Source organism: Leisingera sp. UBA4491 (genome assembly GCF_002388965.1).
GTDB classification, from domain to species: domain Bacteria; phylum Pseudomonadota; class Alphaproteobacteria; order Rhodobacterales; family Rhodobacteraceae; genus Leisingera; species Leisingera aquaemixtae.
Window position 1 is genome coordinate 229,700 of record NZ_DGNN01000013.1, and the last position, 24,140, is coordinate 253,839.

Annotated in this window: 22 protein-coding genes; 11 read left to right on the plus strand and 11 right to left on the minus strand. The window is 64.3% G+C overall.

Annotation, left to right across the window (positions count from 1 at the left end; genetic code table 11):
* Positions 1-90: 90 nt before the first annotated feature.
* The gene (locus B2P87_RS06995) at positions 91-1,179 is read right to left on the minus strand and encodes a polyamine ABC transporter substrate-binding protein (RefSeq protein WP_141891594.1); all 1,089 of its coding nucleotides are present in this window, start codon (positions 1,177-1,179) and stop codon (positions 91-93) included.
* 142 nt (positions 1,180-1,321) lie between these two features.
* Here B2P87_RS06995 and B2P87_RS07000 point away from each other — a divergent pair, with 142 nt between their 5' ends.
* The 6 genes from B2P87_RS07000 (at position 1,322) to B2P87_RS07025 (ending at position 9,007) form a co-directional block, all read left to right on the plus strand.
* Positions 1,322-2,008: a GntR family transcriptional regulator gene (locus B2P87_RS07000; RefSeq protein WP_141891593.1), complete on the plus strand. Its 687-nt coding sequence runs from the start codon at positions 1,322-1,324 to the stop codon at positions 2,006-2,008.
* Between the two features lie 66 nt (positions 2,009-2,074).
* Positions 2,075-3,469 (plus strand): aspartate aminotransferase family protein, encoded by a 1,395-nt coding sequence (locus tag B2P87_RS07005; protein WP_058287500.1) that lies wholly within the window; start codon positions 2,075-2,077, stop codon positions 3,467-3,469.
* 365 nt (positions 3,470-3,834) lie between these two features.
* Complete coding sequence (locus B2P87_RS07010; RefSeq protein WP_141891592.1) at positions 3,835-4,935, plus strand: ABC transporter ATP-binding protein; 1,101 nt, start codon at positions 3,835-3,837, stop codon at positions 4,933-4,935.
* A gap of 77 nt (positions 4,936-5,012) precedes the next feature.
* Positions 5,013-6,113, plus strand: a complete 1,101-nt coding sequence (locus B2P87_RS07015) for an extracellular solute-binding protein (protein WP_141891591.1) — start codon at positions 5,013-5,015, stop codon at positions 6,111-6,113.
* A gap of 84 nt (positions 6,114-6,197) precedes the next feature.
* Positions 6,198-7,826: an ABC transporter permease gene (locus B2P87_RS07020; protein WP_141891590.1), complete on the plus strand. Its 1,629-nt coding sequence runs from the start codon at positions 6,198-6,200 to the stop codon at positions 7,824-7,826.
* Positions 7,827-7,831: 5 nt separating this feature from the next.
* Entirely contained in the window at positions 7,832-9,007 is a 1,176-nt protein-coding gene (locus B2P87_RS07025) for an ABC transporter permease (protein ID WP_141891589.1), read from the plus strand.
* Positions 9,008-9,136: 129 nt separating this feature from the next.
* On the opposite strand, the gene B2P87_RS07030 is transcribed toward B2P87_RS07025, so the two are convergent.
* Both B2P87_RS07030 and B2P87_RS07035 read right to left on the minus strand, forming a co-directional pair.
* Positions 9,137-10,468: a lytic murein transglycosylase gene (locus B2P87_RS07030; RefSeq protein ID WP_141891588.1), complete on the minus strand. Its 1,332-nt coding sequence runs from the start codon at positions 10,466-10,468 to the stop codon at positions 9,137-9,139.
* Positions 10,469-10,530: 62 nt separating this feature from the next.
* Entirely contained in the window at positions 10,531-11,244 is a 714-nt protein-coding gene (locus tag B2P87_RS07035; protein ID WP_141891587.1) for a helix-turn-helix transcriptional regulator, read from the minus strand.
* Positions 11,245-11,327: 83 nt separating this feature from the next.
* Here B2P87_RS07035 and B2P87_RS07040 point away from each other — a divergent pair, with 83 nt between their 5' ends.
* Entirely contained in the window at positions 11,328-12,026 is a 699-nt protein-coding gene (locus B2P87_RS07040) for a glutathione S-transferase family protein (protein WP_141891586.1), read from the plus strand.
* Positions 12,023-12,445, plus strand: a complete 423-nt coding sequence (locus tag B2P87_RS07045) for a DUF1801 domain-containing protein (RefSeq protein ID WP_141891585.1) — start codon at positions 12,023-12,025, stop codon at positions 12,443-12,445. Before B2P87_RS07040 ends, B2P87_RS07045 begins: the two co-directional genes overlap by 4 nt.
* 34 nt (positions 12,446-12,479) lie before the next feature.
* Here B2P87_RS07045 and rnr read toward each other — a convergent pair whose 3' ends face one another.
* Genes rnr through dapE form a run of 3 tightly spaced genes read right to left on the minus strand, consistent with a single transcriptional unit; the run spans position 12,480 to position 16,628 of the window.
* Entirely contained in the window at positions 12,480-14,753 is a 2,274-nt protein-coding gene (rnr, locus tag B2P87_RS07050; RefSeq protein ID WP_141891584.1) for a ribonuclease R, read from the minus strand.
* Positions 14,754-14,804: 51 nt separating this feature from the next.
* Complete coding sequence (locus tag B2P87_RS07055) at positions 14,805-15,470, minus strand: TIGR04282 family arsenosugar biosynthesis glycosyltransferase (protein ID WP_141891583.1); 666 nt, start codon at positions 15,468-15,470, stop codon at positions 14,805-14,807.
* A gap of 6 nt (positions 15,471-15,476) precedes the next feature.
* A complete protein-coding gene (gene dapE / locus B2P87_RS07060) occupies positions 15,477-16,628 on the minus strand; it encodes a succinyl-diaminopimelate desuccinylase (RefSeq protein WP_141891582.1) in 1,152 nt (383 codons plus the stop codon).
* Between the two features lie 270 nt (positions 16,629-16,898).
* On the opposite strand from dapE, the gene B2P87_RS07065 reads away from it, so the two are divergent.
* A complete protein-coding gene (locus B2P87_RS07065; protein ID WP_141891581.1) occupies positions 16,899-17,954 on the plus strand; it encodes a transporter substrate-binding domain-containing protein in 1,056 nt (351 codons plus the stop codon).
* 9 nt (positions 17,955-17,963) lie between these two features.
* Here B2P87_RS07065 and B2P87_RS07070 read toward each other — a convergent pair whose 3' ends face one another.
* Positions 17,964-18,311 carry a hypothetical protein gene (locus B2P87_RS07070; RefSeq protein ID WP_027245100.1) on the minus strand — a complete coding sequence of 116 codons (348 nt, stop codon included), beginning with the start codon at positions 18,309-18,311 and terminating at the stop codon, positions 17,964-17,966.
* Between the two features lie 145 nt (positions 18,312-18,456).
* Here B2P87_RS07070 and B2P87_RS07075 point away from each other — a divergent pair, with 145 nt between their 5' ends.
* Entirely contained in the window at positions 18,457-18,990 is a 534-nt protein-coding gene (locus tag B2P87_RS07075) for a HutD family protein (RefSeq protein ID WP_141892124.1), read from the plus strand.
* Here B2P87_RS07075 and B2P87_RS07080 read toward each other — a convergent pair.
* The 4 genes from B2P87_RS07080 to B2P87_RS07095 all read right to left on the minus strand — a co-directional run bounded on the left by B2P87_RS07080 (position 18,987) and on the right by B2P87_RS07095 (position 23,112).
* A complete protein-coding gene (locus B2P87_RS07080) occupies positions 18,987-20,354 on the minus strand; it encodes a formimidoylglutamate deiminase (RefSeq protein WP_141891580.1) in 1,368 nt (455 codons plus the stop codon). The genes B2P87_RS07075 and B2P87_RS07080 overlap by 4 nt on opposite strands.
* A gap of 253 nt (positions 20,355-20,607) precedes the next feature.
* Positions 20,608-21,435 (minus strand): 2,3,4,5-tetrahydropyridine-2,6-dicarboxylate N-succinyltransferase, encoded by an 828-nt coding sequence (dapD, locus tag B2P87_RS07085; RefSeq protein ID WP_141891579.1) that lies wholly within the window; start codon positions 21,433-21,435, stop codon positions 20,608-20,610.
* Positions 21,436-21,553: 118 nt separating this feature from the next.
* On the minus strand, positions 21,554-22,153 hold the full coding sequence (locus B2P87_RS07090) for a GntR family transcriptional regulator (protein ID WP_141891578.1): 600 nt from the start codon (positions 22,151-22,153) through the stop codon (positions 21,554-21,556).
* 38 nt (positions 22,154-22,191) lie between these two features.
* Positions 22,192-23,112: a threonine/serine dehydratase gene (locus B2P87_RS07095; RefSeq protein ID WP_141891577.1), complete on the minus strand. Its 921-nt coding sequence runs from the start codon at positions 23,110-23,112 to the stop codon at positions 22,192-22,194.
* A gap of 148 nt (positions 23,113-23,260) precedes the next feature.
* On the opposite strand from B2P87_RS07095, the gene B2P87_RS07100 reads away from it, so the two are divergent.
* Positions 23,261-24,109, plus strand: a complete 849-nt coding sequence (locus B2P87_RS07100; protein ID WP_141891576.1) for a TIGR00730 family Rossman fold protein — start codon at positions 23,261-23,263, stop codon at positions 24,107-24,109.
* The last annotated feature ends 31 nt before the right edge of the window (positions 24,110-24,140 follow it).

Consider the following 24,140-nt stretch of genomic DNA (forward strand, 5'->3'; position numbering starts at 1 on the left):
GCGGATGTATTGGTTGGCCGCGCGAGGCACTGCCAGGCGCGTGAGGGGGTGCGGGGCGGTGAATGCGCCCCGCGGGTCATGTGCGGCTGATCAGGTGCCGGATTTGATCTTGGTCCACATGCGGGTGGCCTTGCGCTGTACTTTCGGCGGGTAGCCTTCCTTGATGTACAGGTTCTTGACGGTTTCTTCGTTGGGGTAGATCGCGGGATCGCCGATCACATCCTCTTCCAGGAGTTCCTGGGACGCCTTGTTGCCATTGGCGTAATAGACGTAGTTGGACGCCGTCGCCATATTCTCTGCGTCCATGATGAAGTTCAGGAACTTGTGGGCACCATCGGGGTTCGGGGCATCGACCGGGATCGCCATCTGGTCGAACCACATCAGCGCGCCTTCCTTGGGCGCGTTGAATGCGATCTCGACGCCGTTATCCGCTTCGTCCGCGCGGTCGCGCGCCTGCAGGATGTCGCCGGACCAGCCGAAGGCCACGCAGATATCGCCATTGGCCAGGGCGTTGATGTATTCGGAGCTGTGGAATTTGGTGACATAGGGGCGCACGGCCATCAGAACCGGTTCGGCCTTTTCCACAACATCGGCATCCATGCTGTTGGGGTCTTCGCCGATATACTTCAGGGCCGCCGGAATCATCTCGTCCGGCGCATCCAGGAAATGCACGCCGCAGCTGGCCAGCTTTTCCATGTATTCCGGGTTGAACACCAGCTCCAGCGAGTCGACCGGTGCGTCCTCTCCCAGCACTTCCTTGACCTTGGCGGTATTCACGCCGATGCCCGTGGTGCCCCACATGTAGTTGATCGAAAACTCGTTGCCGGGATCATAGCGCGAGGTGCGCTCCTCGATCGCGTCCCACATGTTTTCCTTGTTCGGCAGCTTGGACATGTCCAGCTTCTGGAAGGCGCCGGCCTGAATCTGGCGCGCCAGGAAGGACCCGGTCGGCACCACCACGTCATAGCCAGAGCCGCCCGCCAGCATTTTGGTCTCAAGTACCTCGTTGCTGTCGAAGACGTCATAGATCAGGTCGATGCCGGTTTCGGCTTCGAACTTTTCCAGCAGGCTTTCATCAATGTAGTCGGACCAATTGTAGACGCGAACCTCTTCCGCCGCGGCCGCAGCAGCCGTGCCGAGGGCAACGACGGCGGTCATGGTCATCGTTTTCAGTGTCATGAATTTCTCCCTGTGCGTGCCGGTTTCGCAGTCCGGCTGTAAATGGATTTGATCAAGTTTTGCCGCGTTGGGCAATACTCTTTATGTTTTCACTTGCCTCGGGATGGTGCAAGCTGGCCAAAATTCAGGAGGGAAACCACCGGTGACAGAGACGACTTCACCAGCCGTTGCGGCACAGGACAGCCCAGCAAAACTGCCCGCGCATGAGATCGTTTATCAAAAGCTCAGGGCGCAGATTCTGTTCGGCGAGCTGGTGCCCGGGCAGGCGGTGACCATCCAGGGCCTGGTGGAGACGCTGGAGGCCGGCATGACACCGGTCCGCGAGGCGATCCGGCGGCTGATCTCGGACGGGGCGCTGATGTTCCAGGGCAACCGCCGGGTGTCGGTTCCCCTGCTTGGACCGGATGATCTTGAGGAGCTTATTTTTGCTAGAAAAACAATTGAGTGCGAGCTAGCGCGCCGGGCGACCCCGCATATCGGCGCAGCGGTTATCGAGGAGCTGGCGGCCATCGACAATGCCTTGGACAAAGCCATCGCAACTGGTGATGTGGCGGGATACCTGGTTCAGAATTACAGCTTCCACACGGCGCTCTATTCGCATGCGAATGCCCCCATCCTCAGTGATATTGCAGACCGCTTATGGCTGCGGTTCGGCCCCTCTTTGCGGGTGGTCAGCGGGCGGCTCGGCACCCAGAGCTTTCCGGACCGGCACAAGGACATTCTTGACGCACTGCGGCGTAAGGACCCGGAGATGGCCGCACTGGCGATGGAGAGGGACGTCTGCCAGGGCATGGATCAGGTTGTTCAGGGGCTGCAGGGCGCGAACTGATTCGATTGACACCCGAGAATTTGATCATATTCTGGGGCCAATCAGTTTTTCTCAGGAGCGAGTCCCATGACCGTGATCACCAACCACATGCCGACTTCCGAGTTGCAGGCGCTGGACGCGGCCCATCACATGCACCCGTTCACCGCCAACGGCGAGCTGTCGCAGAAGGGCGCGCGCATCATCACCCGGGCTGACGGCGTGCATCTGACCGACAGCGAGGGCCACCAGATCCTTGATGCGATGGCAGGCCTGTGGTGCGTCAACATCGGCTATGGCCGTGAGGAGCTGGCGGAGGTCGCGGCCCGCCAGATGCGCGAGCTGCCCTATTACAACACGTTCTTCCAGACCACCCACGTGCCTGCCATCGCGCTGGCTGCAAAAATCGCTGAACTGGCGCCGGGTGACTTGAACAATGTGTTCTTTGCCGGCTCAGGCTCTGAGGCGAACGACACCAACATCCGCATGGTGCGTCATTACTGGGCGCTGAAGGGCAAGCCGTCTAAGTCCGTGATCATCAGCCGCAAGAATGCCTATCACGGTTCCTCCGTCGGCAGCGGCTCCTTGGGCGGGATGAGCGGTATGCACGCGCAGGGCGGGATGCCGATCCCGGATATTCACCACATCAACCAGCCGAACTGGTGGGCCGAGGGCGGGGACATGCCGCCGGAGGAATTCGGCCTGCAGCGCGCCCGCGAGCTGGAAGAGGCGATTCTGGAGCTGGGTGAAGACCGCGTCGCCGCCTTTATCGCCGAGCCGGTGCAGGGTGCCGGCGGTGTCATCGTGCCGCCGGACAGCTACTGGCCGGAAATCCAGCGCATCTGCGACAAATACGAAATCCTGCTGATCGCGGATGAGGTGATCTGCGGCTTCGGGCGCACCGGCAACTGGTTCGGCAGCCAGACCCTGAACATCCGCCCCGACATTATGACCGTCGCCAAGGGCCTCAGCTCCGGCTATGCGCCGATCGGCGGCTCGATTGTCAGCGATGAGGTTGCCTCCGTGATCGCGAGCGACGAGTTCAATCACGGCTACACCTACTCCGGTCATCCTGTGGCGGCGGCCGTGGCGCTGGAAAACCTGCGCATCCTGGAGGAGGAAAACATCCTCGGCCATGTGCGCGACGTGGCAGCGCCGTATCTGAAGCGGAAATGGGAGGCGCTGACCGATCACCCGCTGGTTGGCGAGGCCAAGATCGCCGGCATGATGGGCTCCATCGCCCTGACCCCCGACAAGGAGGCCCGCGCCGCCTTTGCCTCTGAGGCTGGCACCGTCGGCTACATCTGCCGCGAGCGCTGCTTTGCCAACAACCTGGTGATGCGACATGTCGGCGACCGGATGATCATCTCGCCGCCGCTGGTGATCACCCCGGAGCAGATCGACGTGCTGATCGAGCGCGCCACCAAATCGCTGGATGAATGTTATGCCGAGCTGAAGGCGCAGGACCTGATGCACAGCGCCTGATTCTCCTCTCCGGCGCCGCAGCCGCGCCGGTCCAGCTTGCGACTCATTGCGGCCCGGCAGCCTGTCTGCCGGGCCTTTTCTTCGGTGACGGGGCTGAAAGCGTCGTTTTCGGGCTGCTGAATTCCATTGGGCGGCGCAAAATGTCCGGGGTGCGTCGCAAAATGTCCGGTTGATCCTTGCGCAACGGGACTAGGCTTCCGTAAGGGTATTCTTTTTCCTGGGGCAGGAGGCCGAAGTATGAATTTCGTACTCCAGCGATTGAAAGAATATTTTTTTCATACCTAGCGCTTGGTAGCTTTGGTGTGATTAACTTCGAACAAGCGCAGAGAAAATCTGCCGGATGACAAAACTACGGGGAGCCTGCTTTGGCTGATGCGTCAAACGTTGATGCGTTCGTTGAATTCGAACGTGTCCAAAAGAGCTACGATGGCGAAAATCTCGTTGTCAAAGATCTCAACCTCACCATGCCCAAGGGCGAATTTCTGACAATGCTTGGCCCGTCCGGGTCCGGGAAAACCACTTGCCTGATGATGCTGGCAGGGTTTGAGACCGCGACGCATGGCGACATCCGCCTGGACGGGACCTCGATCAACAACATCCCGCCGCACAAGCGCGGCATCGGCATGGTGTTCCAGAACTACGCCCTGTTCCCGCATATGACGATTGCGGAAAACCTGTCCTTCCCGCTCGAAGTCCGCAACATGGGCAAGTCCGAGCGTGAAGAAAAAGTGAAGCGGGCGCTGGACATGGTGGAAATGGGGGCCTTTGGCGGCCGCCGCCCGGCCCAGCTGTCCGGCGGCCAGCAGCAGCGGATCGCGCTGGCGCGGGCGCTGGTGTTCGAACCGGAACTGGTGCTGATGGATGAGCCGCTGGGCGCGCTCGACAAGCAGCTGCGCGAGAAGATGCAGTTCGAGATCACCCATCTGGCGCATCGCCTCGGCATCACCGTGGTCTATGTGACCCACGACCAGACCGAAGCGCTGACCATGTCGGACCGCGTTGCGGTGTTTGACGACGGCCGCATCCAGCAGATCGCGCCGCCGGACCAGCTGTATGAAAGCCCGGAAAACAGTTTCGTGGCTCAGTTCATCGGCGAAAACAACACGCTGGAAGGCACCGTCAAGGAAATCAAGAACGGGATTGCACTGGTTCAGCTGGACGATGGCGAGCTGATCGACTGCAAGCCGGTCAACGTGTCCCAGCCGGGCGAGCGCACCCGCGTCTCGATCCGTCCGGAACGGGTGGAATACAACAAGGACCGCCTGCAGGCAGGCGTCCACACGCTAAAGGCGGAAGTGCTGGAGTTCATTTACATGGGCGACATCTTCCGCACCCGTCTGCGGGTGGCCGGCAATGATGAATTCATCATCAAGACCCGGAACGCCCCGGACCAGGCCCGGCTGCAGCCCGGTCAGCAGATCGAAATCGGCTGGCTGCCGGAAGACTGCCGCGCGCTGGACGCCTGATCCGCGCGCGCCGAACCCCCGGCAGAAGAACGACCGGGGGCTTCACATCTGTGAAATTCAACAAGGAGAGACTCTCTATGAAACTCAGCAAACTGTCTGCACTGGCGGTGACCACCGCCCTTTGCGCCCCTTCGGCTTTTGCCGAAGAAATGGCCAATGAGCTGACTTTGGTGTCCTGGGGCGGTGCCTACCAGGCCAGCCAGCATAAGGCCTATGTCGAGCCTTACCTGGCGCAGAACCCCGACGTGAAAATCATCTGGGATGAAAGCTCGGCTGAAGCCGTGGCCAAGATCCGCGCCATGAACGAAGCCGGCAATGTGACCTGGGACCTGGTGGATGCCGTGGCCTCCGACTCCATGCGCCTGTGCGACGAAGGCCTGGCGGAAGAAATCGACCATGACGAAGTTCTGGCTGCTGCACCCGACGGCACCCCGGCGTCCGAAGATTTCGGCGACCTGATTGTCAGCGACTGCTTCGTGCCGCAGATCGTCTATTCGACCACCTTCGGCTACCGCACCGACCTGATCGACCAGCCGGATTCGGTCTGCGCGATTTTCGACACCGAAAAGTATCCGGGCAAGCGCTCGCTGCAGAAGCGCCCGATCGACAACATGGAGTGGGCGCTGTACTGCGACGGCGTCGCCAAAGATGAAATCTACGACGTGCTGGGCACCGACGAAGGTGTCGACCAGGCGCTGGCCAAGCTCGACACCATCAAGGACCAGGTGGTCTGGTGGACCGCGGGCGCCGAAACCCCGCAGCTGCTGGCCGATGGCGAAGTGGTGATGGGCTCGACCTTCAACGGCCGACTGTTCTCGGCGATCGCTGAGCAGAACCAGCCGATCGGCATGCTTTGGGACATGCAGTCCTTTGACCTTGATGGCTGGGTGATCCCGGCAGGCCTGCCTGCAGACCGCAAGGCGCGTGTGATGGACTTCCTGAAGTTCGCCACCGACACCCAGCGTCTGGCTGACCAAGCTGCTTACATCTCCTACGGCCCGGCCCGTGCCTCCTCGGCACCGCTGGTCGGCAAGCATGCCGAACTGGGCATCGAGATGGCGCCGCACATGCCGACCGATCCGGCAAACGCGGGCAACGTCCACACCTATGACTACGAATGGTGGGCCGACAACCGCGATGATCTGGACGCCAAGTTCCAGGCGTGGCTGGCCAAGTAATCTGACCTCCTGATGAGAGGCCCGGCGGGGGCCGCCATGCGCAGGCCCCCGCCCCACAAAATAAAAGACCCGACGGGGAACCCCATGAGTGACATCACCCAATCCGGTCCGGTGCTGGCCGCCGACGGCAGGCCGCTGAAGCGCAGCCTCGCCCGGGCCCTCCGGATGCAGAAGATCCGCGCGCTGATGCTGATTGCGCCGCTTCTGCTCTTTGTCCTGCTGACCTTCATTCTCCCGATTGCGGACATGCTGTTCCGCTCGGTTGAGAACCGCATCGTGCAGGACACCCTTCCGCAGACCGTGGTGGCGGTGCAGGACTGGGACGCCGACAGCGGCGAAGCGCCCCCCGACGCGGTTTATGAGGCACTGGCCTACGACCTCGTCGTGGCCGCCGAGCGCAAACAGCACACCCGCGTCGGCACCCGGCTGAACTATGAAACGCCGGGCATTTCTTCGCTGTTCCGCAAGGCGGGCCGCCGCGTCGATGAAGTGGGCGAGGGTTATTTGAAACAATTCGCGGCGCTTGATCCCGCGTGGGAAGAGCCGCAGACCTTCATGTCGGTCTTTGCCGACCCGGAGTGGCTGGCCAGCCGTGCGGACGCCGGGGATGAACCGCCCTTCCAATTGTCTGAGACGGCCCGCGACGCACTGCCGAAGGCCAGCGGCGCCTACCTGAATTTTGCGCGCACCATCCAGGAAGAGGATAACGACAGCCCGGCCGAGGAAGAACCCTGGGCACCTGTCTATATGGCACTCCATTCCGACCTGGCGGCCAATCCTCAGGCGGCGCAGGCCTTCAGCGGTGATGCGCAGCGCCTGCTGCAGGACGCCGCGGCCCTGATCGAAGCGGGCCAGATGGAAACCGAGTCCGCCCGCGACGCCTTCATCAAGATGGACAAGGACTGGGCTGATCCTGAGGTCTGGCGCACGCTCAAGACCTATGCCGGCAAATACACCAACGGCTACTTCCTGAACGCCGCCGACCTGCAGAAAAGCCCGGACGGGCCGGAGCTGCGGCCCGAGGACGAGCGTATCTACGGCACCCTGTTCCTGCGCACGCTGATCATGTCGCTGGCGATTACCTGCAGCTGCATCGTGCTGGGCTACCCGGTCGCCTGGATCCTCGCGAACCTGCCGTCGCGCACCGCAAATATGCTGATGATCCTGGTGCTGCTGCCGTTCTGGACCTCGCTTCTGGTTCGGACCTCGGCGTGGAAAGTGATGCTGCAGCAGCAGGGCGTGATCAACGACACGCTGGTCTGGCTGGGCCTGGTCAGCGACAGCGACCGGCTGGTGATGATCAACAACCAGTTCGGCACCATCGTGGCGATGACCCACATCCTGCTGCCGTTCATGATCCTGCCGATGTATTCGGTGATGCAGACCATCAACCCCACTTACCTGCGGGCGGCAAAATCGCTGGGCGCAACCAACTGGACGGCCTTCTGGCGGGTCTATTTCCCGCAGTCGGTGCCGGGTATCGGCGCGGGGTCGATCCTCGTCTTCATCCTGGCCATCGGCTACTACATCACACCGGAACTGGTGGGCGGCACCAAGGGCGTCTTCATCTCCAACCGGATCGCCTTCCACATCTCGCAGTCGCTGAACTGGGGTCTTGCGGCCGCGCTTGGCACCATCCTTCTGGTGATCGTCCTGGCGCTCTACTGGGCCTATGACAAGATCGTCGGCATCGACAACGTGAAACTGGGATAACCGAAATGGCTTTGACACCTGTTGAAAACCAAACCCCCGGCTTCACGGCAGCCACTGCCGCCGCCGCGGGGGCGTTCTTCGGCCTCTTCGTCGGCACGGCCCAGGGCTCCGGCCTGCTGGGAGTGCTGGTCGGCGCGGCGCTGCTGGGCGTGATCGGCTTCGTCTTTGCCGGGCTGACGGACAAGGAAACCCCGCTGCGCTGGCTGCTGGTTGCGGTCTTTGCGGCGGCGGGCTTCGTGCTTGGCGGTCTCGTCGCCGCGGTGATCGGGGCACTGTTCGGCTGGTTCGCCGGCTGGTTTGTGTTCTGGATCGCAACCTCACGCTACCGCGCCCATCTGGCGCCGTATCTCACCCCGGGGCAGGTACTGTGGCACTATACCTTCCGGGTGATCTGCGGGGTGATCTTCGTCTTCCTGATCACGCCGATCCTGGTGGTGATGCCGCTCAGCTTCAACGCCCAGGATTTCTTCACCTTCACCCCGGAAATGCTGCGTTTCGATCCTGAGGGCTATTCGCTCAAGCACTACCGCGATTTCTTCACCAACGACGACTGGCAGCAGGCGCTGTGGAACTCGGTGAAGATCGCACCGATGGCGACGCTGCTGTCGGTGGGCTTCGGGACCCTGGCGGCCATCGGCCTCAGCCAGCCGCACGTGCCGTTCCGCCGTGCGATCATGGCGATCCTGATTTCGCCGATGATCGTGCCGCTGATCATCTCGGCCGCGGGCATGTATTTCTTCTACAGCCGGATCGGCCTGCAGGGCACCTACTTTGGCGTTGTGCTGGCCCATGCGGCGCTGGGCATCCCCTTCGTGATCATCACCGTCACCGCGACATTGGTGGGCTTCGACCGCTCGCTCACCCGCGCGGCGGCCAACATGGGGGCAGGGCCCGTGACCACATTCTTCCGGGTGCAGATGCCGCTGATCCTGCCGGGCGTTATCTCCGGCGGCCTGTTTGCCTTCATCACATCCTTCGACGAGGTGGTGGTGGTGCTCTTCGTCGGCTCCGCCGGCCAAAAGACGCTGCCTTGGCAGATGTTCATCGGCCTGCGCGAGCAGATCTCGCCGACGATCCTGGCGGTGGCGACGATCCTGGTGGTGATCTCCATCGGGCTCCTGACCACGGTCGAGATGCTGCGCCGCCGGTCCGAGCGTCTGCGCGGGATGTCGCCCAGCTGACCGCCAAGCACAGGCCGATAAACACAAAAGGCCCCGCCTGGCGGGGCCTTTCCTTTGTTCACCTGGCTGAAAATATCCCCGGGGTGAATTGGCCGGCAGTCCAAGAGGGGGCTGGCCCTCGCCGCCCCCTTACCGCAGCCGCTGCAACAGCCTGGGCGAGGCATATCCGTCCGGTGTCAGCCCGTTGGCCGCCTGATACGCCCGCACCGCGCCAATTGTCTTGGGCCCGATCCTGCCATCGACCCCCTCTGTATCGAAGCCGGCAGAGGTCAGCCGCTGCTGCAATTCCTCGCGCTCCGCGCGGGTCAGTGCCCGGTCGCTGCGCGGCCAGCTTCCTTGGACCGTCGCGCCGCCCCTGATCCGGTCGGCCAGATGCCCAACCCCGATCACATAGGCATCCGCCGTGTTGTACCGCTCCAGCACGGCGAAATTCTGGAAGATCATGAAGGCCGCGCCCGCACTGCCCGCCGGCAGCAGGATCGAGGCTTTCCCGTGATCCGTGACCGCGCGCCCGTCCAGCCCCTTGATGCCTAAGGCCGCCCATTCCGACGGCATCTTTTCGATGTCCCGGTCGGCCAAGGTGTAGTCAAACCCCTTGGGCAGCGCCACTTCCACCCCCCAGGGCTGCCCTTTCACCCAGCCGAACTGTTTGAGGTAGGCCGCGGTGGATGCCAGCGCATCCGCCGGGTTGTCCGACCAGATGTCGCGCTTGCCGTCGCCGGTGAAGTCCACCGCGTAATCCAGATAAGACGTCGGGATGAACTGTGTGTGCCCCATGGCACCAGCCCAGCTGCCGGTCATCTTGCGGGCGGCAACATCGCCTGCCTGCAGGATCTTCAGCGCCGCCACCAGCTGGCCCTCGAAGAACGCTCCGCGCCGCCCGTCAAAGGCCAGGGTCGCCAGCGAGCGGATCACATCCATTTTACCGCGGAAGGTGCCATAGCTGCTCTCCAGCCCCCAGACCGCCACCACGATTTCCTTCTCGACGCCATACTTGGCCTCGATCTGATCCAGCCGCGCCTGGTTCTCCCGCACCGCCGCCTTGCCGTTTTTCACCCGCAGCTCCGAGGCCGCACTGTCCAGGTATTCCCAGATCGTCTTGGTGAATTCCGACTGATTCCGGTCGCGCCGGATCACTTCCGGATCATAGCTGACGCCGGCAAAGGCGCTGTCCAGAACCGGCGCGCTGATGCCCTGGGCCAGGGCGCGGTCGCGAAAGCCCTGGATCCAGCCTTGGAAATTCAGCTCTGCCGCCGCTGGCTGCGGTTCTGACTGTTTCAAGACCGCAGGCCGCGCCGCGGGCCGCAAATCCGTGGCGGCGGACGCAAGCTGATAGCTGTCATTTTGCTGGTCCTGGCTGGCCGCCTCCGGCCTCTCGGCGGGCCTCAGGGAATCGTCCGGTGCGGCCTGTGCCGCCATGGCCCCGCCTGCCACCAGGGACGCCGCAACCCATCTGCGCATGATGCACCTCTTTATACACTGCTCCCCGCCAGTCTAACGGCGGCGGAGCCTGGGTAAAGAGGTCAGTCCTTGCATGTGCGGGCCGCCGCCTGCCGCTCCTCGCGCATTTGCTCCAACGCGTCGCGCAGCATCGGCACCCGGTGTGGGCGGAAGCTCTGGTCCGTCACTTCCAGCCCCCGCATCCGGTCGAGCCGGAACACCCGCACCGCATCGCGCAGGCCGCACCAGGCAATCAGCACTGTGGAGCGGTCAAAGTAGACAACGCTCAGGGGTTTCACCTGCCGCTCTGTCACCGCGCCATGGCCGTCGGTATAGCCAAAGCGCACTTCCACCTCGTCCCAGGCCGCCTGCCGCAGGTCCTGCGCCGAAATCGCCGGCGGCACCGGGCGCTCGAACCGGTAGGGTGCCAGCACCGCATGGCGCAGCCGGTGCGCCTGCCGCGGCGGCAGCCGCGCCTGCAGCTTGCGCAAGGCTTCCGAGGCCGCGGTGGCCAGTTCCGGATCGCCGATCAGCTCCACCTCGCGCAGGCCCAGCACCAGCGCCTCCAGCTCGGTGTCGCGGAATCCCATCGGCGGCAGGGCATTGTCCTCGATCAGCGTAAAGCCATAGCCCGCCTCGCCATCAATCACCGCTCCCATCTCGCGCAGCGTGGCAATATCGCGGTGGATGCTGCGGGCCGAAACACCCAGGTCGCGACCCAGCTCCGCCGCGGTATGCGGGCCGGGCCCCAGGCGCAGGGCTTGCATCAGCTGAAAGAGACGGTGCGTGCGGGACATAGTCTATTCTCTCTACGCCTGATGACAGTTTTTGTCACCATGCGAATCTAGTCTGCCCCAGCCCGAAACGACAGGAACCCCCCATGCTGACCCTACTGACCTATCCCCGCAACGGCGCCGTCTTCAGCCTCAGCCCGTTTTGCGTCAAAGCGGCTCTGTTGCTGGCCTTTTCCGGCCAAAGCTGGACGCGCAAAGACCTGAACAACCCCAGTGGAATGCCGCACCGCAAGCTGCCGGTGCTGCGCACCTCCGGCGGACTGGTGCCGGACAGCAGCGCCATCCGCGCCTGGCTGGAGCAGCAGGGCACCGACTTTGACGCCGCCCTCGGCGCACGGGACCGGGCGCAGGGGCAGATGCTGATCCGGATGGCAGAAGATACGCTCTACTTCCACGTGGTGCGCGACCGCTGGGACAATGACGCGGTCTGGCCCGTGATCCGCGACAAGTACTTTCAGGAAATCCCGGCGCTGATCCGCCGGCCCGTCACCGGTGCCATCCGCCACTCCGTTCACAAGGGGCTGACGTTTCAAGGCACTGCAAGGTTCAGCGAGGATGAGCGGAACCAGCGCGCGGACCAGGACCTGAGGGCCATCGCAGCCCTGTTGAAAGGCCAGGACTTCCTGTTCGGCTCACAGATTTCCAGCGCCGATTTCAGCGTCGCCTCCATGCTGCAGGCAATGGGGACGACTCCGGTCCGGACAGCCCTGGTGGCCCGCATTCTCGACGATGCGGTGCTCAAGCCTTATGTTAACCGGGTATTTGAGACGGTCCCGCTGCCATGATCCCGCCTTTTGCCAGCCCCGATATTGAAGCTGCATTCGATGTGCCCGACGTGCAGGCCCGCGCAGGCCTGCTGGCGCTGCGGCGGCTGATCTTTGACACCGCCGCGCAAACGCCGGAGGCCGGACGGATCGAGGAGGCCCTGCGCTGGGGCCAGCCGTCTTACCTCACGCCCGAGAGCAGGACTGGTTCCACTATCCGGTTGGGCATACCCAAGGGCGCGCGCTTTGCCCTGTTTGTGCATTGCCAAAGCCGGCTGATCCCGGAATTCGCCGCGGCCTTCCCCGCTTGGGACCGGTTCGAGGGCACCCGCGCGGTTCTGTTCAACAACCCGCGGGAGGTAGAGCCGGTCCGTCACGGCTGGCTGATCAAGCGGGCGCTGACCTACCGTATCCGGCCGCCGCTGGAGATCCCGGCCTGACAAAACTGCGCACTGTCCCCTCGGGGACAGCCGCTCATTTCGGCCGCTTGCGTTCCACCTTGCGTTTCACCTTGGCGGCCTTGTGCTTGGACATTGCCGCCTTGCGCTTGACGGTCCGGCCTGCCGGGCTGCGGCGGCCGCGCTGACCGCCTCCGGATGGCATCGGCGCATTCTCCAGCGCCAGCAGCTCCAGCTCCAGCCCGCCGGTCACCGGCGCCGCCTGGGTCAGCCGCACCGTGACCCGCTGGCCGATGGCGAGGGTCAAACCGGTGTCAGACCCGGTCAGCGTGCCGGCCTGCGGGTCGAAATGAAAGAACTCCCGTCCGATCGAGCGCACCGGTACCAGCCCGTCGGCGCCGGTCTCGTCCAGCTTCACAAAGGCGCCAAAGCGGGCGATGCCGCTGATCCGGCCCTCAAATTCATTGCCGACCCGCTCGCTGAGGTAGGAGGCCAGATACCGGTCGGTGGTGTCGCGCTCCGCAATCATCGACCGCCGCTCGGTATCGGAGATATGGTTGGCGGTTTCTTCCAGCCGCTCGATCTCTTCGGTGCTCAGCCCGTCATTGCCCCAGCCATGCGCCGAGATCAGCGAGCGGTGCACGATCAGGTCGGCATAGCGCCGGATCGGCGAGGTGAAATGCGCGTAGTTGCGCAGCGCCAGGCCGAAGTGGCCGAAGTTCTCAGGATTGTAATAAGCCTGCTGCATCGACCGCAGAGTGGAGATGTTGATCAGCTCCGCATCATCCGTCCCCGCCGCGTGATTGAGCAGCGCATTCAGATGCCGGGTCTGCAGCACCTGCCCCTTGGCGAGGTTGAGTCCGGCCGCACGCGCGGTTTCGCGCAGCGCCTCCAGCTTCTCCGGGGCCGGTTCCTCATGCACGCGGAACAGCAGCGGCGAGCGTTTTTGGATCAGCGTTTCCGCCGCGGAGACATTGGCGAGGATCATAAACTCCTCGATCAGCTTGTGCGCGTCCAACCGGTCGCGGAAGGCGACCGAGGTCACATGGCCGTCGTCATCCAGTACGATCTTGCGCTCGGGCAGATCCAGATCCAGCGGTTCGCGTGCGGCTCTTGCCTTTGTTAGAGCCTTATATGCAGCAAACAGCGGCTTGATCACATCTTCCAGCAGCGGCGCGGTCTTCTCGTTGGGGCTGCCGTCCTGCGCGTCCTGCACCTCGGCATAATTCAGCGAGGCCACGGAGCGCATCAGCCCGCGCACGAACTTGTGCCCGATCTTGTGGCCCTCGGCGTCGACCTGCATCCGCACCGCTAGACAGGCGCGCGGCACGCCTTCGTGCAGGCTGCACAGATCGCCCGACAGCCGGTCCGGCAGCATCGGCACCACCCGGTCGGGGAAATAGCTGGAGTTGCCGCGCTTGCGCGCCTCGCGGTCCAGCGCCGAGCCTGGGCGCACATAGGCCGCCACGTCGGCAATCGCCACCCAGATCACATGGCCGCCAGGGTTCTTGGGATCGTCATCAGCATGGGCAAAGCAGGCGTCGTCATGGTCGCGCGCATCGGCCGGGTCGATGGTGACCAGCGGCAGATCGCGCAGGTCCTCGCGCCCTTTCAGGCCCATTGGTTTGGCCGCATCGGCTTCGGCCACCACCTTGTCGGGGAAGCGGTCGGGAATGCCGTGCTGGTGAATGGCGATCAGGGACACCGCCTTGGGCGCCGCAGGGTCGCCCAGCCGTTCCACGATGCGCGCCCGCGGCAGGCCCAAGCGGCCCTTGGGGCCGGCCTGTTCGGCCTCGACCAGTTCCCCGTCCCGGGCGTCCTTCGCAGCATCCGGCGCCACGGTCCATTCCGTCGAAGCTGCTTTGTCGATCGGCACGATCCGCCCGCCCTCAGACCCTGCGCGGAAGATGCCCAGCACCCGTTTCGCGCTGGTGCCGATCCGGCGGATCAGCCGCGCCTCATAGTTGTGGTCCTGATCGGGCACTGCTTGCAGCTTGGCCAGGATCTTGTCGCCTTCGCCCAGAGCCGGGTCCGAGGCTTTGGGCAGGATCAGGATGATCGGCTCCACGCCCTCGCCGTGCCATTCCAGCGGGCGGCCATAGAGGTCGCCATCCTCGTTCGGCGCCTTCACCTGCAGCACCGTCACCGGCGGCAGCTGGTCCGGGTCGCGGTAGGTTTTCTTGCGCTTTTGCAAATGGCCCTCGGCCTCCAGTTCCTTCAGGATGCGCTTGAGGTCGATGCGGTCGGCGCCCTTGATGCCAAAGGCCTTGGCAATGTCGCGTTTGGAGGTATGGGTCGGGTTGGCGGAGATCCAGTCGAGGATTTCGGCCTTGGAGGGAATACGGCTCATGTTTCCCGCGTAGCACGGCGGCGGGGCGGCGTCATGGAGAAAAGCGCGCAGTCAGCACCGCGGCAGGTCAGCCGCAGTGTCGACGTCCTGCAGGGTATCGGTCAGCGCAATGCGCCAGCCGGGCAGGGTCCGCAGGGTATCGGCCAGCGCATTTTCCGTGGACCAGCGGACATTGCCGAACAGGCCATGGGGCAGGCGGGAGGGATGTTTGGCGCCCACCAGCCAGTAACCGCCATCATCCGCGGGGCCAAAGACCGCGTCATGATCGCCAAGCGCAGCAAAGGCGCGGGCAATATGGGCTCGGGTGATGCCGGGGATATCGGCACCGATCAGGCAGACGGGACCGACTCTTTTGCCGGAACTGCGCCCGTCCCGCGCGGGGAAGGCGTAAAGCGCCCGCCCCGTGGAGGGGCGGGACGGGCGCTGCCCTGCCAATTGGCCGGGCATGGTCAGCATCCGCTTCATCCGCTGCCCAAGATCGCCGCTGCCTTGCGGCAAGCGCGGCATGTCAGCGGGCCAGACCCGCGAGTTCACCGCCCGGTCCGGGGCCACCGCCAGCACGATCTGCCAGCGCGGGTCCCGCAGACGCCGGATCAGCCGGTCGGATTGATGCCGGAACCACCAGGTGGCCGGGATCACGCCGATATCCCGGCCCAAGCGGGTCTTCACCCGCCCCGGACGCGGCTCCTTGACCATGATGATCAGGGTGCGGTTCACGTGAAGTCACGCCTTGGCAAAATAGTCCTGCAGAATGCGGGTATAGATGGCCTTCAGCTGATGAATCTGCGCGACCTCGACCCGCTCATCCACCTGGTGCATCGTCTTGCCCACCAGCCCGAACTCCACCACCGGGCAATGGTCCTTTACAAACCGCGCGTCCGAGGTGCCGCCGGTGGTCGACAGCTCCGGCTTGCGGCCTGTCTCCGCTTCAACGGCTTCGGCGACCAGATCCGACAGCGGGCCTGGCGGTGTGATAAAGCTCTCGCCGGAGATTTTCACCTGCACAGCGATCTCCAGCCCGAACTCCGCCGCCACCTTGTCCGCCTCATCCTGCAGCCATTCCGTCAGGCTGGCGCCGGTGTGGGCGTCGTTGAAGCGGATATTCACGGTGGCGCGGCTCTGCGCCGGGATCACGTTGGTGGCGGTGTTGCCGGTGTCGATGGTGACAACCGCCAGGGTGGACGCGTCGAAATGCTCGGTGCCCTGGTCCAGCTCATGGCTCGCCAGGCGGTCCATCAGCCGCGCCATTGCGTTCAGCGGGTTGTTGGCGCGGTGGGGATAGGCGGAATGACCCTGCACGCCGGTCACCGTGAACCAGGCCGTAAGCGATCCGCGGCGGCCGATCTTGATCATCTCGCCCATCTCATCGGGGCAGGTGGGTTCGCCCACCAGGCAGACCGACATCTTCTCGCCCTCGCGGTCCATATAATCCAGCAGCGCGGTGGTGCCGTCCTCCGCATCGCCTTCCTCGTCGCCGGTGATGGTCAGGATGATGGCGCCGTCCGGCGGTGTCTCCTTGACGAAATCCACGGCGGCGGCGGCAAAGGCGGCAACGCCCGATTTCATGTCGGTGGCACCGCGCCCGTACATGAAGCCGTCTTTCTCTTCCGCGCCAAAGGGCGGCATGGTCCAGGCGGCCTCATCCCCCAAAGGCACCACATCGGTATGGCCGTTGAAGCCGAAGGTTTTGGCGTGCCCCTTGGCGCCCCAGCGGGCAAACAGGTTGGAAACTTCGCCGCGGTCGGTGCGTGTGCAGTCAAAGCCTGCCGTGCTCAGCAGCTTTTCCAGAAGCACCAGCGCGCCGCCTTCTTCCGGCGTGACCGAAGGGCAGCGGATCAGATCGGCGGTCAGACGGGCGGGGTCGGTTTGCGGCATGGAAAGGCTCCTGATGTTCCGTTGGCCACAGGCCTAGCGCGGATCGGCACACGGCGCAATTCACGCCAGTGCAAGCGGAGCAGAAGCCGCAGCCGTGCTGGGGGATCATCCAGGCACGTGCCCGGCTGAGCCCAACAGAAACAGGAAGCGCGGCTGTCTGTCTGCGCCTGTGCCACAGGCGTTTACCCGTTCGCGGCAAGGCGCTTGCGTGAAAAAGGCGAACCGCCTAAGGACTTTGAAACCGTTCCAGAGGCCCATCCGAGCGTTCCAGTGCTGTACCTCCGCCTGATCACCGCCACCTGTTTCCTGTTGTGGGGGCAACTGCTGTCTGCGCAGGTGCTGACGGTCAACACCGTCACCCGGCCGCCATTCTCGATGCTGGACGACGGGGCGGACACCGGGTTTTCGCTGGAACTCCTCAATCTATTGGCAGAACGGCTGGACTGGGAGTACCGCATCAACCGCACGGACAGTTTTGCGGACATGCTGGGCGGTGTCAGCAGCGGCGAGGCGGATCTGGCAGCCGCCAACATCTCGATCACCGCCCGGCGCGAGGTGCTGATGGACTTCAGCCAGCCGATTTTCGAAAGCGGCCTGCAGATCATGGTGCAGGCGGATGACGTCCGCCAGCCGTCGCTGCTGCGGGCGCTGCTGTCGTGGGACCTGGCTGCGGCCATCGGCATCGCCTTTCTGCTGCTGTTCGGCGGCGGCATGGTGATGTGGGCCTTTGAGCGCCGCGCCCAGCCTTATTTCGACCGGCCCTTGCAAGAGGCCTGGTTCCCCTCCTTCTGGTGGGCGTTGAACCTGGTGGTGAACGGCGGGTTTGAGGAACGTGTGCCGCGCACGCCCGTGGGCCGCGTATTCGGCGTGGTCTTGGTGGTGTCTTCTCTGTTCATCGTCTCGGTCTTCGTCGCCAAGATCACCGCGGTGATGACGGTGGAGGCGATCAGCGGCTCGGTGAACTCGGTGAACGATCTTTATGGCAAGTCGGTGGGTACGATCGAAGGCTCCACCGCAGCCGGGTTCCTGAACCGGCGCGAAATCGATTATTCCGCCTATGCCGGGCTGGAGGATATGCTGGCAGGGTTCGAGCGCGGCGAGGTGACGGCGGTGGTCTTTGACGCGCCGGTGCTGAATTACTACGTGCAGCAAGGCGGCCACCGTTTTGGCCACACCGTTGGCCAGCCCTTCCTGCGGGAAAACTACGGGCTGGTGTTTCCGGCCGGCTCACCGCTGGTGGAGGAGGTCAACCAGGCGCTGCTGGCGATGCAGGAGGACGGCAGCTATGACGCCCTCTACCGCAAATGGTTCGGCAGCCAGAACTGAGGCCGGGCCTTAATGGAATACCGGCTCCTCGCCGTCGAAGAACGGGGTCATCTGCGCAACGATTACTGCGTTTTCCTCCAGCGCCCGCTGCATCAGGCCGCGCTCCTCTTCGCCGATCTCATGGCCTTCGGCTTCGCGTTCTTCCAGCGTGCCATAGCCGGTCACATCCAGCGGCGCGGTATCGGCCTGCTTGAGGATCGCCACGGTCTCGCGCACCGCCTCGGCCTCGTCCACGCCGGAGGCATAGATCATCAGCGCGGCACCGGTGGCGCCGTCGGGCAGGCCGTCCCCGTCCTTGCGGCCGATCTGGACAAGCAGGGTATAGACTTGCTGGCGGGAGGGTTTCTTCTTTTCCATGCCGCCGCCATAGCGCCGGGGCAGGGGGATGGTCAATCAAATTGCGCGGCCAGCGCGGGCTGGACCGGCAGGAAACGGAAACCTTGCGGTCTTGCGCAATCAGGCTCTATGTCGAGGCTTGATGGTTGACCTTGAGGATGCTGCGATGCGCATTTCCGCTCTCACCGCCCAGGCAGTGCCGTGGAAAAACGGCGGCGGCGTGACGCGCGAGCTGGCCGTGCATGAACAGGACGGCCATATGGTCTGGCGGGTGAGCCTGGCGGACATCACCCGAAACGGCCCGTTTTCCGCCTTTCCCGGCCTCGCCCGTATCCATTGCGTGACCGAAGGGGCCGGCCACAGCCTGTCAAACGAAGGCACACGGCTGGAGGCGCGGCCATTGCAGCCTTTATGCTTCGATGGCGGCGTGGATTTGGAGTGCCGCCTGCGCGCCGGGCCGTGCAAGGCCTTCAACGTGATTTATGATCCGGCACAGGTAACAGCAGAACCGAAGGTTCTGGCGGACGGCATAGTTCCGGATACTGAGGGCCCGCAGATGCTGTTCGTTGTCTCCGGCATCCTGGACGTTGCAGGCATAGACCGCCTTGGCCCCGGAGAGGGGATAGTGACGCAGAGCGCCGCCGGCGCGGTCATCACCGGCGGCGGCACTGTGATCCAAGTGCGGATTTTGCCTGTTTAGAGACTGTTCAAAAGCTCTTTCACCGCTGTCTTGTAGCCTGCGACCACGCTGTCCCGGGCGATATGGCGGCCCTGCTGCACCACATGGCGCCCGGCGCTCCAAACATCGGTTACAGTGTCATCGCCCGCGGCAAAGCAGAGGCCGTCCAGCAGCTGCTCTGGCTTCAGCGCGCAGAGCGCGGGCGCGCTGCTGTCAATCGCCACCAGATCCGCCAGCGCGCCTTGCTCGATCCGCCCGGCATCGCGGCCCAGGGCCTGCGCCCCGCCTTTGGCCGCGCCCAGATACAGGGTTTCGCCGACCGAGCCCTCGCCCGGCACCAGCACGTTGCGCGCCAGATCCCGCAGGCGCTGGGAATATTCCAGTGTTCGCAATTCTTCCGGCAGCGAAATCCGCACGTTCGAATCTGACCCGACCCCGAAAGCGCCGTCCTGCGCCAGGTATTCCACCCCGTTGAAGGGGCCATCGCCCAGGTTGGCCTCGGTGATCGGGCACAGGCCTGCAACGGCGCCGGAGCGTGCCATGCCGATGGTTTCGGCACTTGTCATGTGGGTCGCGTGGATCAGGCACCATTTGCCGTCCACCGGCGCGTTCGCCAGCAGCCATTCAACCGGCCGCGCGCCCAGCCAATCGCAAATATCCGCCACTTCCTTGGGCTGTTCGGCGATGTGGATATGCACCGGAAGCCCGTCCTGGATCCGCAGCACCTCCGCCAGATCCTCGGGGCAGGTGGCCCGCAGCGAGTGCGGCGCGATGCCGACGCTGGCATCCTCCGGCAGGTCGCGTGCGGCCAGTCCGCGGGCGCGGGTGACGAGATTGGAGAACTCCGCGACCGAGTTTCCGAACCGCTTCTGGCCCCCGTTCAGAGCCTGTTTTGCAGCGCCGCCGTAGGTGTAGAGCACCGGCAGGTGGGTGAGGCCGATGCCGGTCTCGCTGGCGGCGGCAAACACCCGCTCGCTGAGCTCGGTCAGTGACTCAAAAGGCGCACCGCCGGGCTGGTGGTGAACGTAGTGGAACTCCCCGACGGAGGCATAGCCCGCCTCCAGCATCTCCATAAAGACCAGCGCGGCGATGGCCTCGTACTGCTCCGGTGTGATGCGGTCCATGAATCGGTACATCAGCTCGCGCCAGGTCCAGAAGCTGTCCTTGCCCGCCGCGCGGTATTCGGTCATGCCAGCCATGGCACGCTGAAAGCTGTGCGAATGCAGATTGCCCAGGGAAGGCAGCAGCACGTCCACTCTGGCATCGCCCGCCTGCGGCTCGGCGGCGGTTTCCGTGGAGCAGATCCGTCCGTTCTCAACCGTCAGCCGGAGGTTCTCTGCCCATCCTTGGGGCAGGCGGGCGCGCTGGGCAAATATGGTCTGCATCTGACCCTCTTATGTGTAGATGTAATACTATTAGCGGCAGGCTTATTGCGCGGCAAGGGTTTTGCACAGGAGGGGCGCTGCCCCTCGGCCTGAAGGCCTCACCCCGGGATATTTCCGGGCCAGAAGAATAGAGGATCCAGTCTTCACCTGGCTGGAAATATCCTGGGGTTTGGGGCAAAGCCCCAACCGCCGGAGGCAAAGAAAAACGCGCCCGGGCGGGGCGCGTTCCTGTCGTTCAGCAGTGCAGCGCGGATCAGTCGCGCAGCAGCTCGTTGATGCCGGTCTTGGAGCGGGTCTTCTCATCAACGCGCTTCACGATCACCGCGCAGTAAAGGCTGATGTTGTTCTTCGACGGCATCGAGCCTGCGACAACCACCGAGTAAGGCGGCACTTCGCCGTACATCACTTCGCCGGTTTCGCGGTCGACGATCTTGGTCGACTTGCCGATGAAGACGCCCATGCCCAGAACCGAGCCTTCGCGCACGATACAGCCTTCGACCACTTCCGAACGGGCGCCGATAAAGCAGTTGTCCTCGATGATGGTCGGGCCGGCCTGCATCGGCTCTAGCACGCCGCCGATGCCGACGCCGCCCGACAGGTGGACGTTCTTGCCGATCTGCGCGCAGGAGCCGACGGTGGCCCAGGTATCGACCATGGTGCCCTCATCGACATAGGCGCCGAGGTTCACGAAGGAGGGCATCAGCACCGCGCCGGGGGCAATATAGGCGGATTTCCGGACCACGCAGTTGGGCACCGCGCGGAAGCCTGCGGATTTCCAGTCTGCCTCGCCCCAGCCGGCAAACTTGCTGTCGACCTTGTCCCACCAGCCGCCGGCCTGCGGGCCGCCTTCGTGGATTTCCATGTCCTTGATGCGGAAGCCCAGCAGCACCGCCTTCTTGGCCCACTGGTTCACATGCCAGTCGCCGTTCTCCAGCTTTTCAGCCACCCGCAGCTTGCCTGAATCGAGCGCGTTCAGGGTGTCTTCGATGGCGTCACGCTGTTCGCCGGTGGTGGCGGGGGTGATGGTGTCGCGCGCCTCCCAGGCGGCTTCGATCGCTGCTTCCAGCTGGGCGTTGGACATGGGGGTTCCTCCGGCATCGGTTTGAGTCGCAGCTTCATAGCGGCTATCGAGGTGCAGGTCATGCCCGGATTGCGTCCAAATGGCCGCCCCGGGCGGCGTTTTGCGGGGTTCCGGCGGCTTAGCGCACCCGGCGCAGGTGGCGGCGCAGGATTTCGCAGGCGGCCGCAGGGTCGCGGCGCGCCATCGCCTGAACGATGGCAGCGTGGTCAGCGTCGACCCGGCGGGTCCACTGGTGCTGCCAGTTGGCAAACAGATGGCGGGCAGCGGCAATATGCAGATCGTCGATCGAGGCCAGCAGCCGCGGCATCGCGCAGGGCGCCAGAATCACCCGGTGGAACGCGCGGTTGAGGCGTTCCCAGCTGGCCATGTCCTCTGCCGCGTCGCAGGCCAGCCGGGCGGCCTCGGCCGCTTCGGTATCCTCCGGCGTCAGGCGGGCGAAGGCATGGGTGAGGGCCAGCACCTCCAGCGCGACCCGCATTTCGATCACCTCGCGGATCTCGGAGGGGTCCAGCGCGCTGACCCTGGTGCCGCGGCGGGGTTCGGATTGTGCCAGCCCATGCGCCTCCAGCCGCAACAGCGCCTCGCGCACCGGCACGTGGCTGGCCTCGAACTCGCGGGCGATGTGGTCCTGGCGCAGCTTTTCCCCGGCAGGCAGGCTGCCGGTGATGATGCGCTCGCTCAACGCCTGGTAGATGGTATCGGCAATGGTTGCGGACATGTACTGGCGATAGCCGGGCGGCTGGCTGCCCGCAAGTATTATCCCAGCGGGTCCGGAGCGATGTTGCCGCCGCAGACCAGAACCGCCACGCGTTCACCCGGGGCGGGACGGTAGGCGCCGGAGATCAGCGCCGCCAGCGCCGTTGCGCCAGCGGGTTCCACCAGAATCCGCCGTTCGCGCCAGAGCGCAGTCTGGGCTGCGGTGATGGCGCTGTCCGGCACAGTCAGAGAGTCGATGCCCTGTGCCGCGGCCAGCTCAAAACAGATGCTGCCGATGCGCTTGGCGCCCAACGCGTTGGCCGCAACGCCGGAGACGTCAACATCGACAGGCTGTCTTGCCGCCAGCGCCGCGTTCAGCGCACAGGAGGTTTCCGGCTCCACCGCGACAATCTTCCTGGCGCCTTGGAACCAGGCCATCGCGCCGCCGATCAGCCCGCCGCCGCCCACGGCGATCAGCAGGGTATCGGCTGCCAGCCCCTGGGCCTGCCATTCGGCAAAGCAGGTGCCCTGGCCCGCAACGGTGGCAGGCGCGTCATAGGCGTGGACCTGCATGGCGCCGGTTTCCTGCTCATAGGCCTGCGCCTGTTCCAGCGCGTTGGCATAGGCGCCGGGCACCACCTGCAGATCGGCGCCGGTGCGCTCGATCAGGGAAATCTTGGCGGGGCCCGCCATCTCCGGCACATAGATCCGCGCCTTGTGGCCCAGCTGATGCGCCGCATAGGCCGCCGCGGCGCCGTGATTGCCGCCGGAAGCCGCCACCAGACCGGCTGCCGGAACCTCCTGGCTCAGCAGCGTGTTGAAGGCGCCGCGGGCCTTGAAGCTGCCGGTGTGTTGCATATGCTCCAGTTTCAGCTCCACCGGGACGTCCAGCCCGAACCCCCGGGTTTGCAGCACTGGTGTCTGCTGCACATGGGGGCGGATACGCTCTGCCGCTGCCATGATTTCCTGCTGCCAGTTCATGTGTTCTGCTCCCCGCTCACTCAGCGCGCAGCTTATCCGCGCGGCGCCGGGGCGCAAGCCGGCCGCGCCAGTTCCTGCATTCTTGATTGGCGCTAACGGTCAAGGGCGGCTACAAAGGAAGTCCTGTTTATTTTGACCTGGATTGCCCATGACCGAAGACCGCCACAGCCGTTTCAGCGACGCCCATACCGACCGGAACCGGGCTGAGCATGTGCCCGCCACGCCGCAGACACGGTCGCCTGCCTACCGTCTGGCGTTCGCCGACCAGGATTTCATGTACCGGGAGGAGCTGCGCCCGGTGCGGTTGCAGCTGGAGCTTCTGAAACCGGAGCTGATGCTGAACGAGCGCGGCATTGAAAGCACCATCGTGATGTTCGGCGGTGCCCGCATTCCGGATCCGGAGCACAAGGATAAGGCGCGCACGCAGACGCTGGCCGATCTGTCGCATTTCTATGACGAGGCGCGTGAGTTCGCCCGGCTTATGACGGCAAAATCAAAGGAGAGCGGCGGACGCCAGAATGTCGTGGTGACCGGCGGCGGCCCCGGTGTGATGGAAGCGGGCAACCGCGGCGCAGCGGATGCGGGCGGCCATTCCATCGGCCTGTCGATCGTGCTGCCGCATGAGCAGGCGCCCAACGGCTATGTGACGCCGGACCTCAGCTTCAATTTCCACTATTTTGCGATCCGTAAAATGCACTTCCTGATGCGGGCGCGGGCAATCAGCGTGTTCCCGGGCGGCTTTGGCACCTTGGATGAGCTGTTCGAGAGCCTGACCCTTATCCAAACCGGTCGGATGGAGCGCGTGCCGTTCCTGCTGTTCGGCAAGGACTTCTGGGACAAGATCATCAATTGGGATGCGCTGGCCGATGCAGGCACCATTTCGGAACAGGACCTGGACCTGTTCCGCGTGGTCGACACCGCGCAGGAAGCGGTGCGGATCATCGACAACTGGGAACCGGCGCCGCCGCGCGAAACCCTTCCGGGGCGCGAGCGCTAAGCGCCAGGGCGGGCTTTAGCTGCTGCCGGGC

Excerpts from the sequence above, each read along its gene's own strand:
- B2P87_RS07005 (WP_058287500.1), top strand. The coding sequence starts at position 2,075 with ATGACCGTGATCACCAACCACATGCCGACTTCCGAGTTGCAGGCGCTG.
- B2P87_RS07020 (WP_141891590.1), top strand. The coding sequence starts at position 6,198 with ATGAGTGACATCACCCAATCCGGTCCGGTGCTGGCCGCCGACGGCAGG.
- B2P87_RS07100 (WP_141891576.1), top strand. The coding sequence starts at position 23,261 with ATGACCGAAGACCGCCACAGCCGTTTCAGCGACGCCCATACCGACCGG.
- B2P87_RS07025 (WP_141891589.1), top strand. The coding sequence starts at position 7,832 with ATGGCTTTGACACCTGTTGAAAACCAAACCCCCGGCTTCACGGCAGCC.
- B2P87_RS07015 (WP_141891591.1), top strand. The coding sequence starts at position 5,013 with ATGAAACTCAGCAAACTGTCTGCACTGGCGGTGACCACCGCCCTTTGC.
- B2P87_RS07040 (WP_141891586.1), top strand. The coding sequence starts at position 11,328 with ATGCTGACCCTACTGACCTATCCCCGCAACGGCGCCGTCTTCAGCCTC.
- B2P87_RS07070 (WP_027245100.1), bottom strand. The coding sequence starts at position 18,311 with ATGGAAAAGAAGAAACCCTCCCGCCAGCAAGTCTATACCCTGCTTGTC.
- dapD (WP_141891579.1), bottom strand. The coding sequence starts at position 21,435 with ATGTCCAACGCCCAGCTGGAAGCAGCGATCGAAGCCGCCTGGGAGGCG.
- B2P87_RS07090 (WP_141891578.1), bottom strand. The coding sequence starts at position 22,153 with ATGTCCGCAACCATTGCCGATACCATCTACCAGGCGTTGAGCGAGCGC.
- B2P87_RS07075 (WP_141892124.1), top strand. The coding sequence starts at position 18,457 with ATGCGCATTTCCGCTCTCACCGCCCAGGCAGTGCCGTGGAAAAACGGC.
- B2P87_RS07030 (WP_141891588.1), bottom strand. The coding sequence starts at position 10,468 with ATGCGCAGATGGGTTGCGGCGTCCCTGGTGGCAGGCGGGGCCATGGCG.
- dapE (WP_141891582.1), bottom strand. The coding sequence starts at position 16,628 with ATGCCGCAAACCGACCCCGCCCGTCTGACCGCCGATCTGATCCGCTGC.
- B2P87_RS07045 (WP_141891585.1), top strand. The coding sequence starts at position 12,023 with ATGATCCCGCCTTTTGCCAGCCCCGATATTGAAGCTGCATTCGATGTG.
- B2P87_RS06995 (WP_141891594.1), bottom strand. The coding sequence starts at position 1,179 with ATGACACTGAAAACGATGACCATGACCGCCGTCGTTGCCCTCGGCACG.
- B2P87_RS07095 (WP_141891577.1), bottom strand. The coding sequence starts at position 23,112 with ATGAACTGGCAGCAGGAAATCATGGCAGCGGCAGAGCGTATCCGCCCC.
- rnr (WP_141891584.1), bottom strand. The coding sequence starts at position 14,753 with ATGAGCCGTATTCCCTCCAAGGCCGAAATCCTCGACTGGATCTCCGCC.
- B2P87_RS07035 (WP_141891587.1), bottom strand. The coding sequence starts at position 11,244 with ATGTCCCGCACGCACCGTCTCTTTCAGCTGATGCAAGCCCTGCGCCTG.
- B2P87_RS07080 (WP_141891580.1), bottom strand. The coding sequence starts at position 20,354 with ATGCAGACCATATTTGCCCAGCGCGCCCGCCTGCCCCAAGGATGGGCA.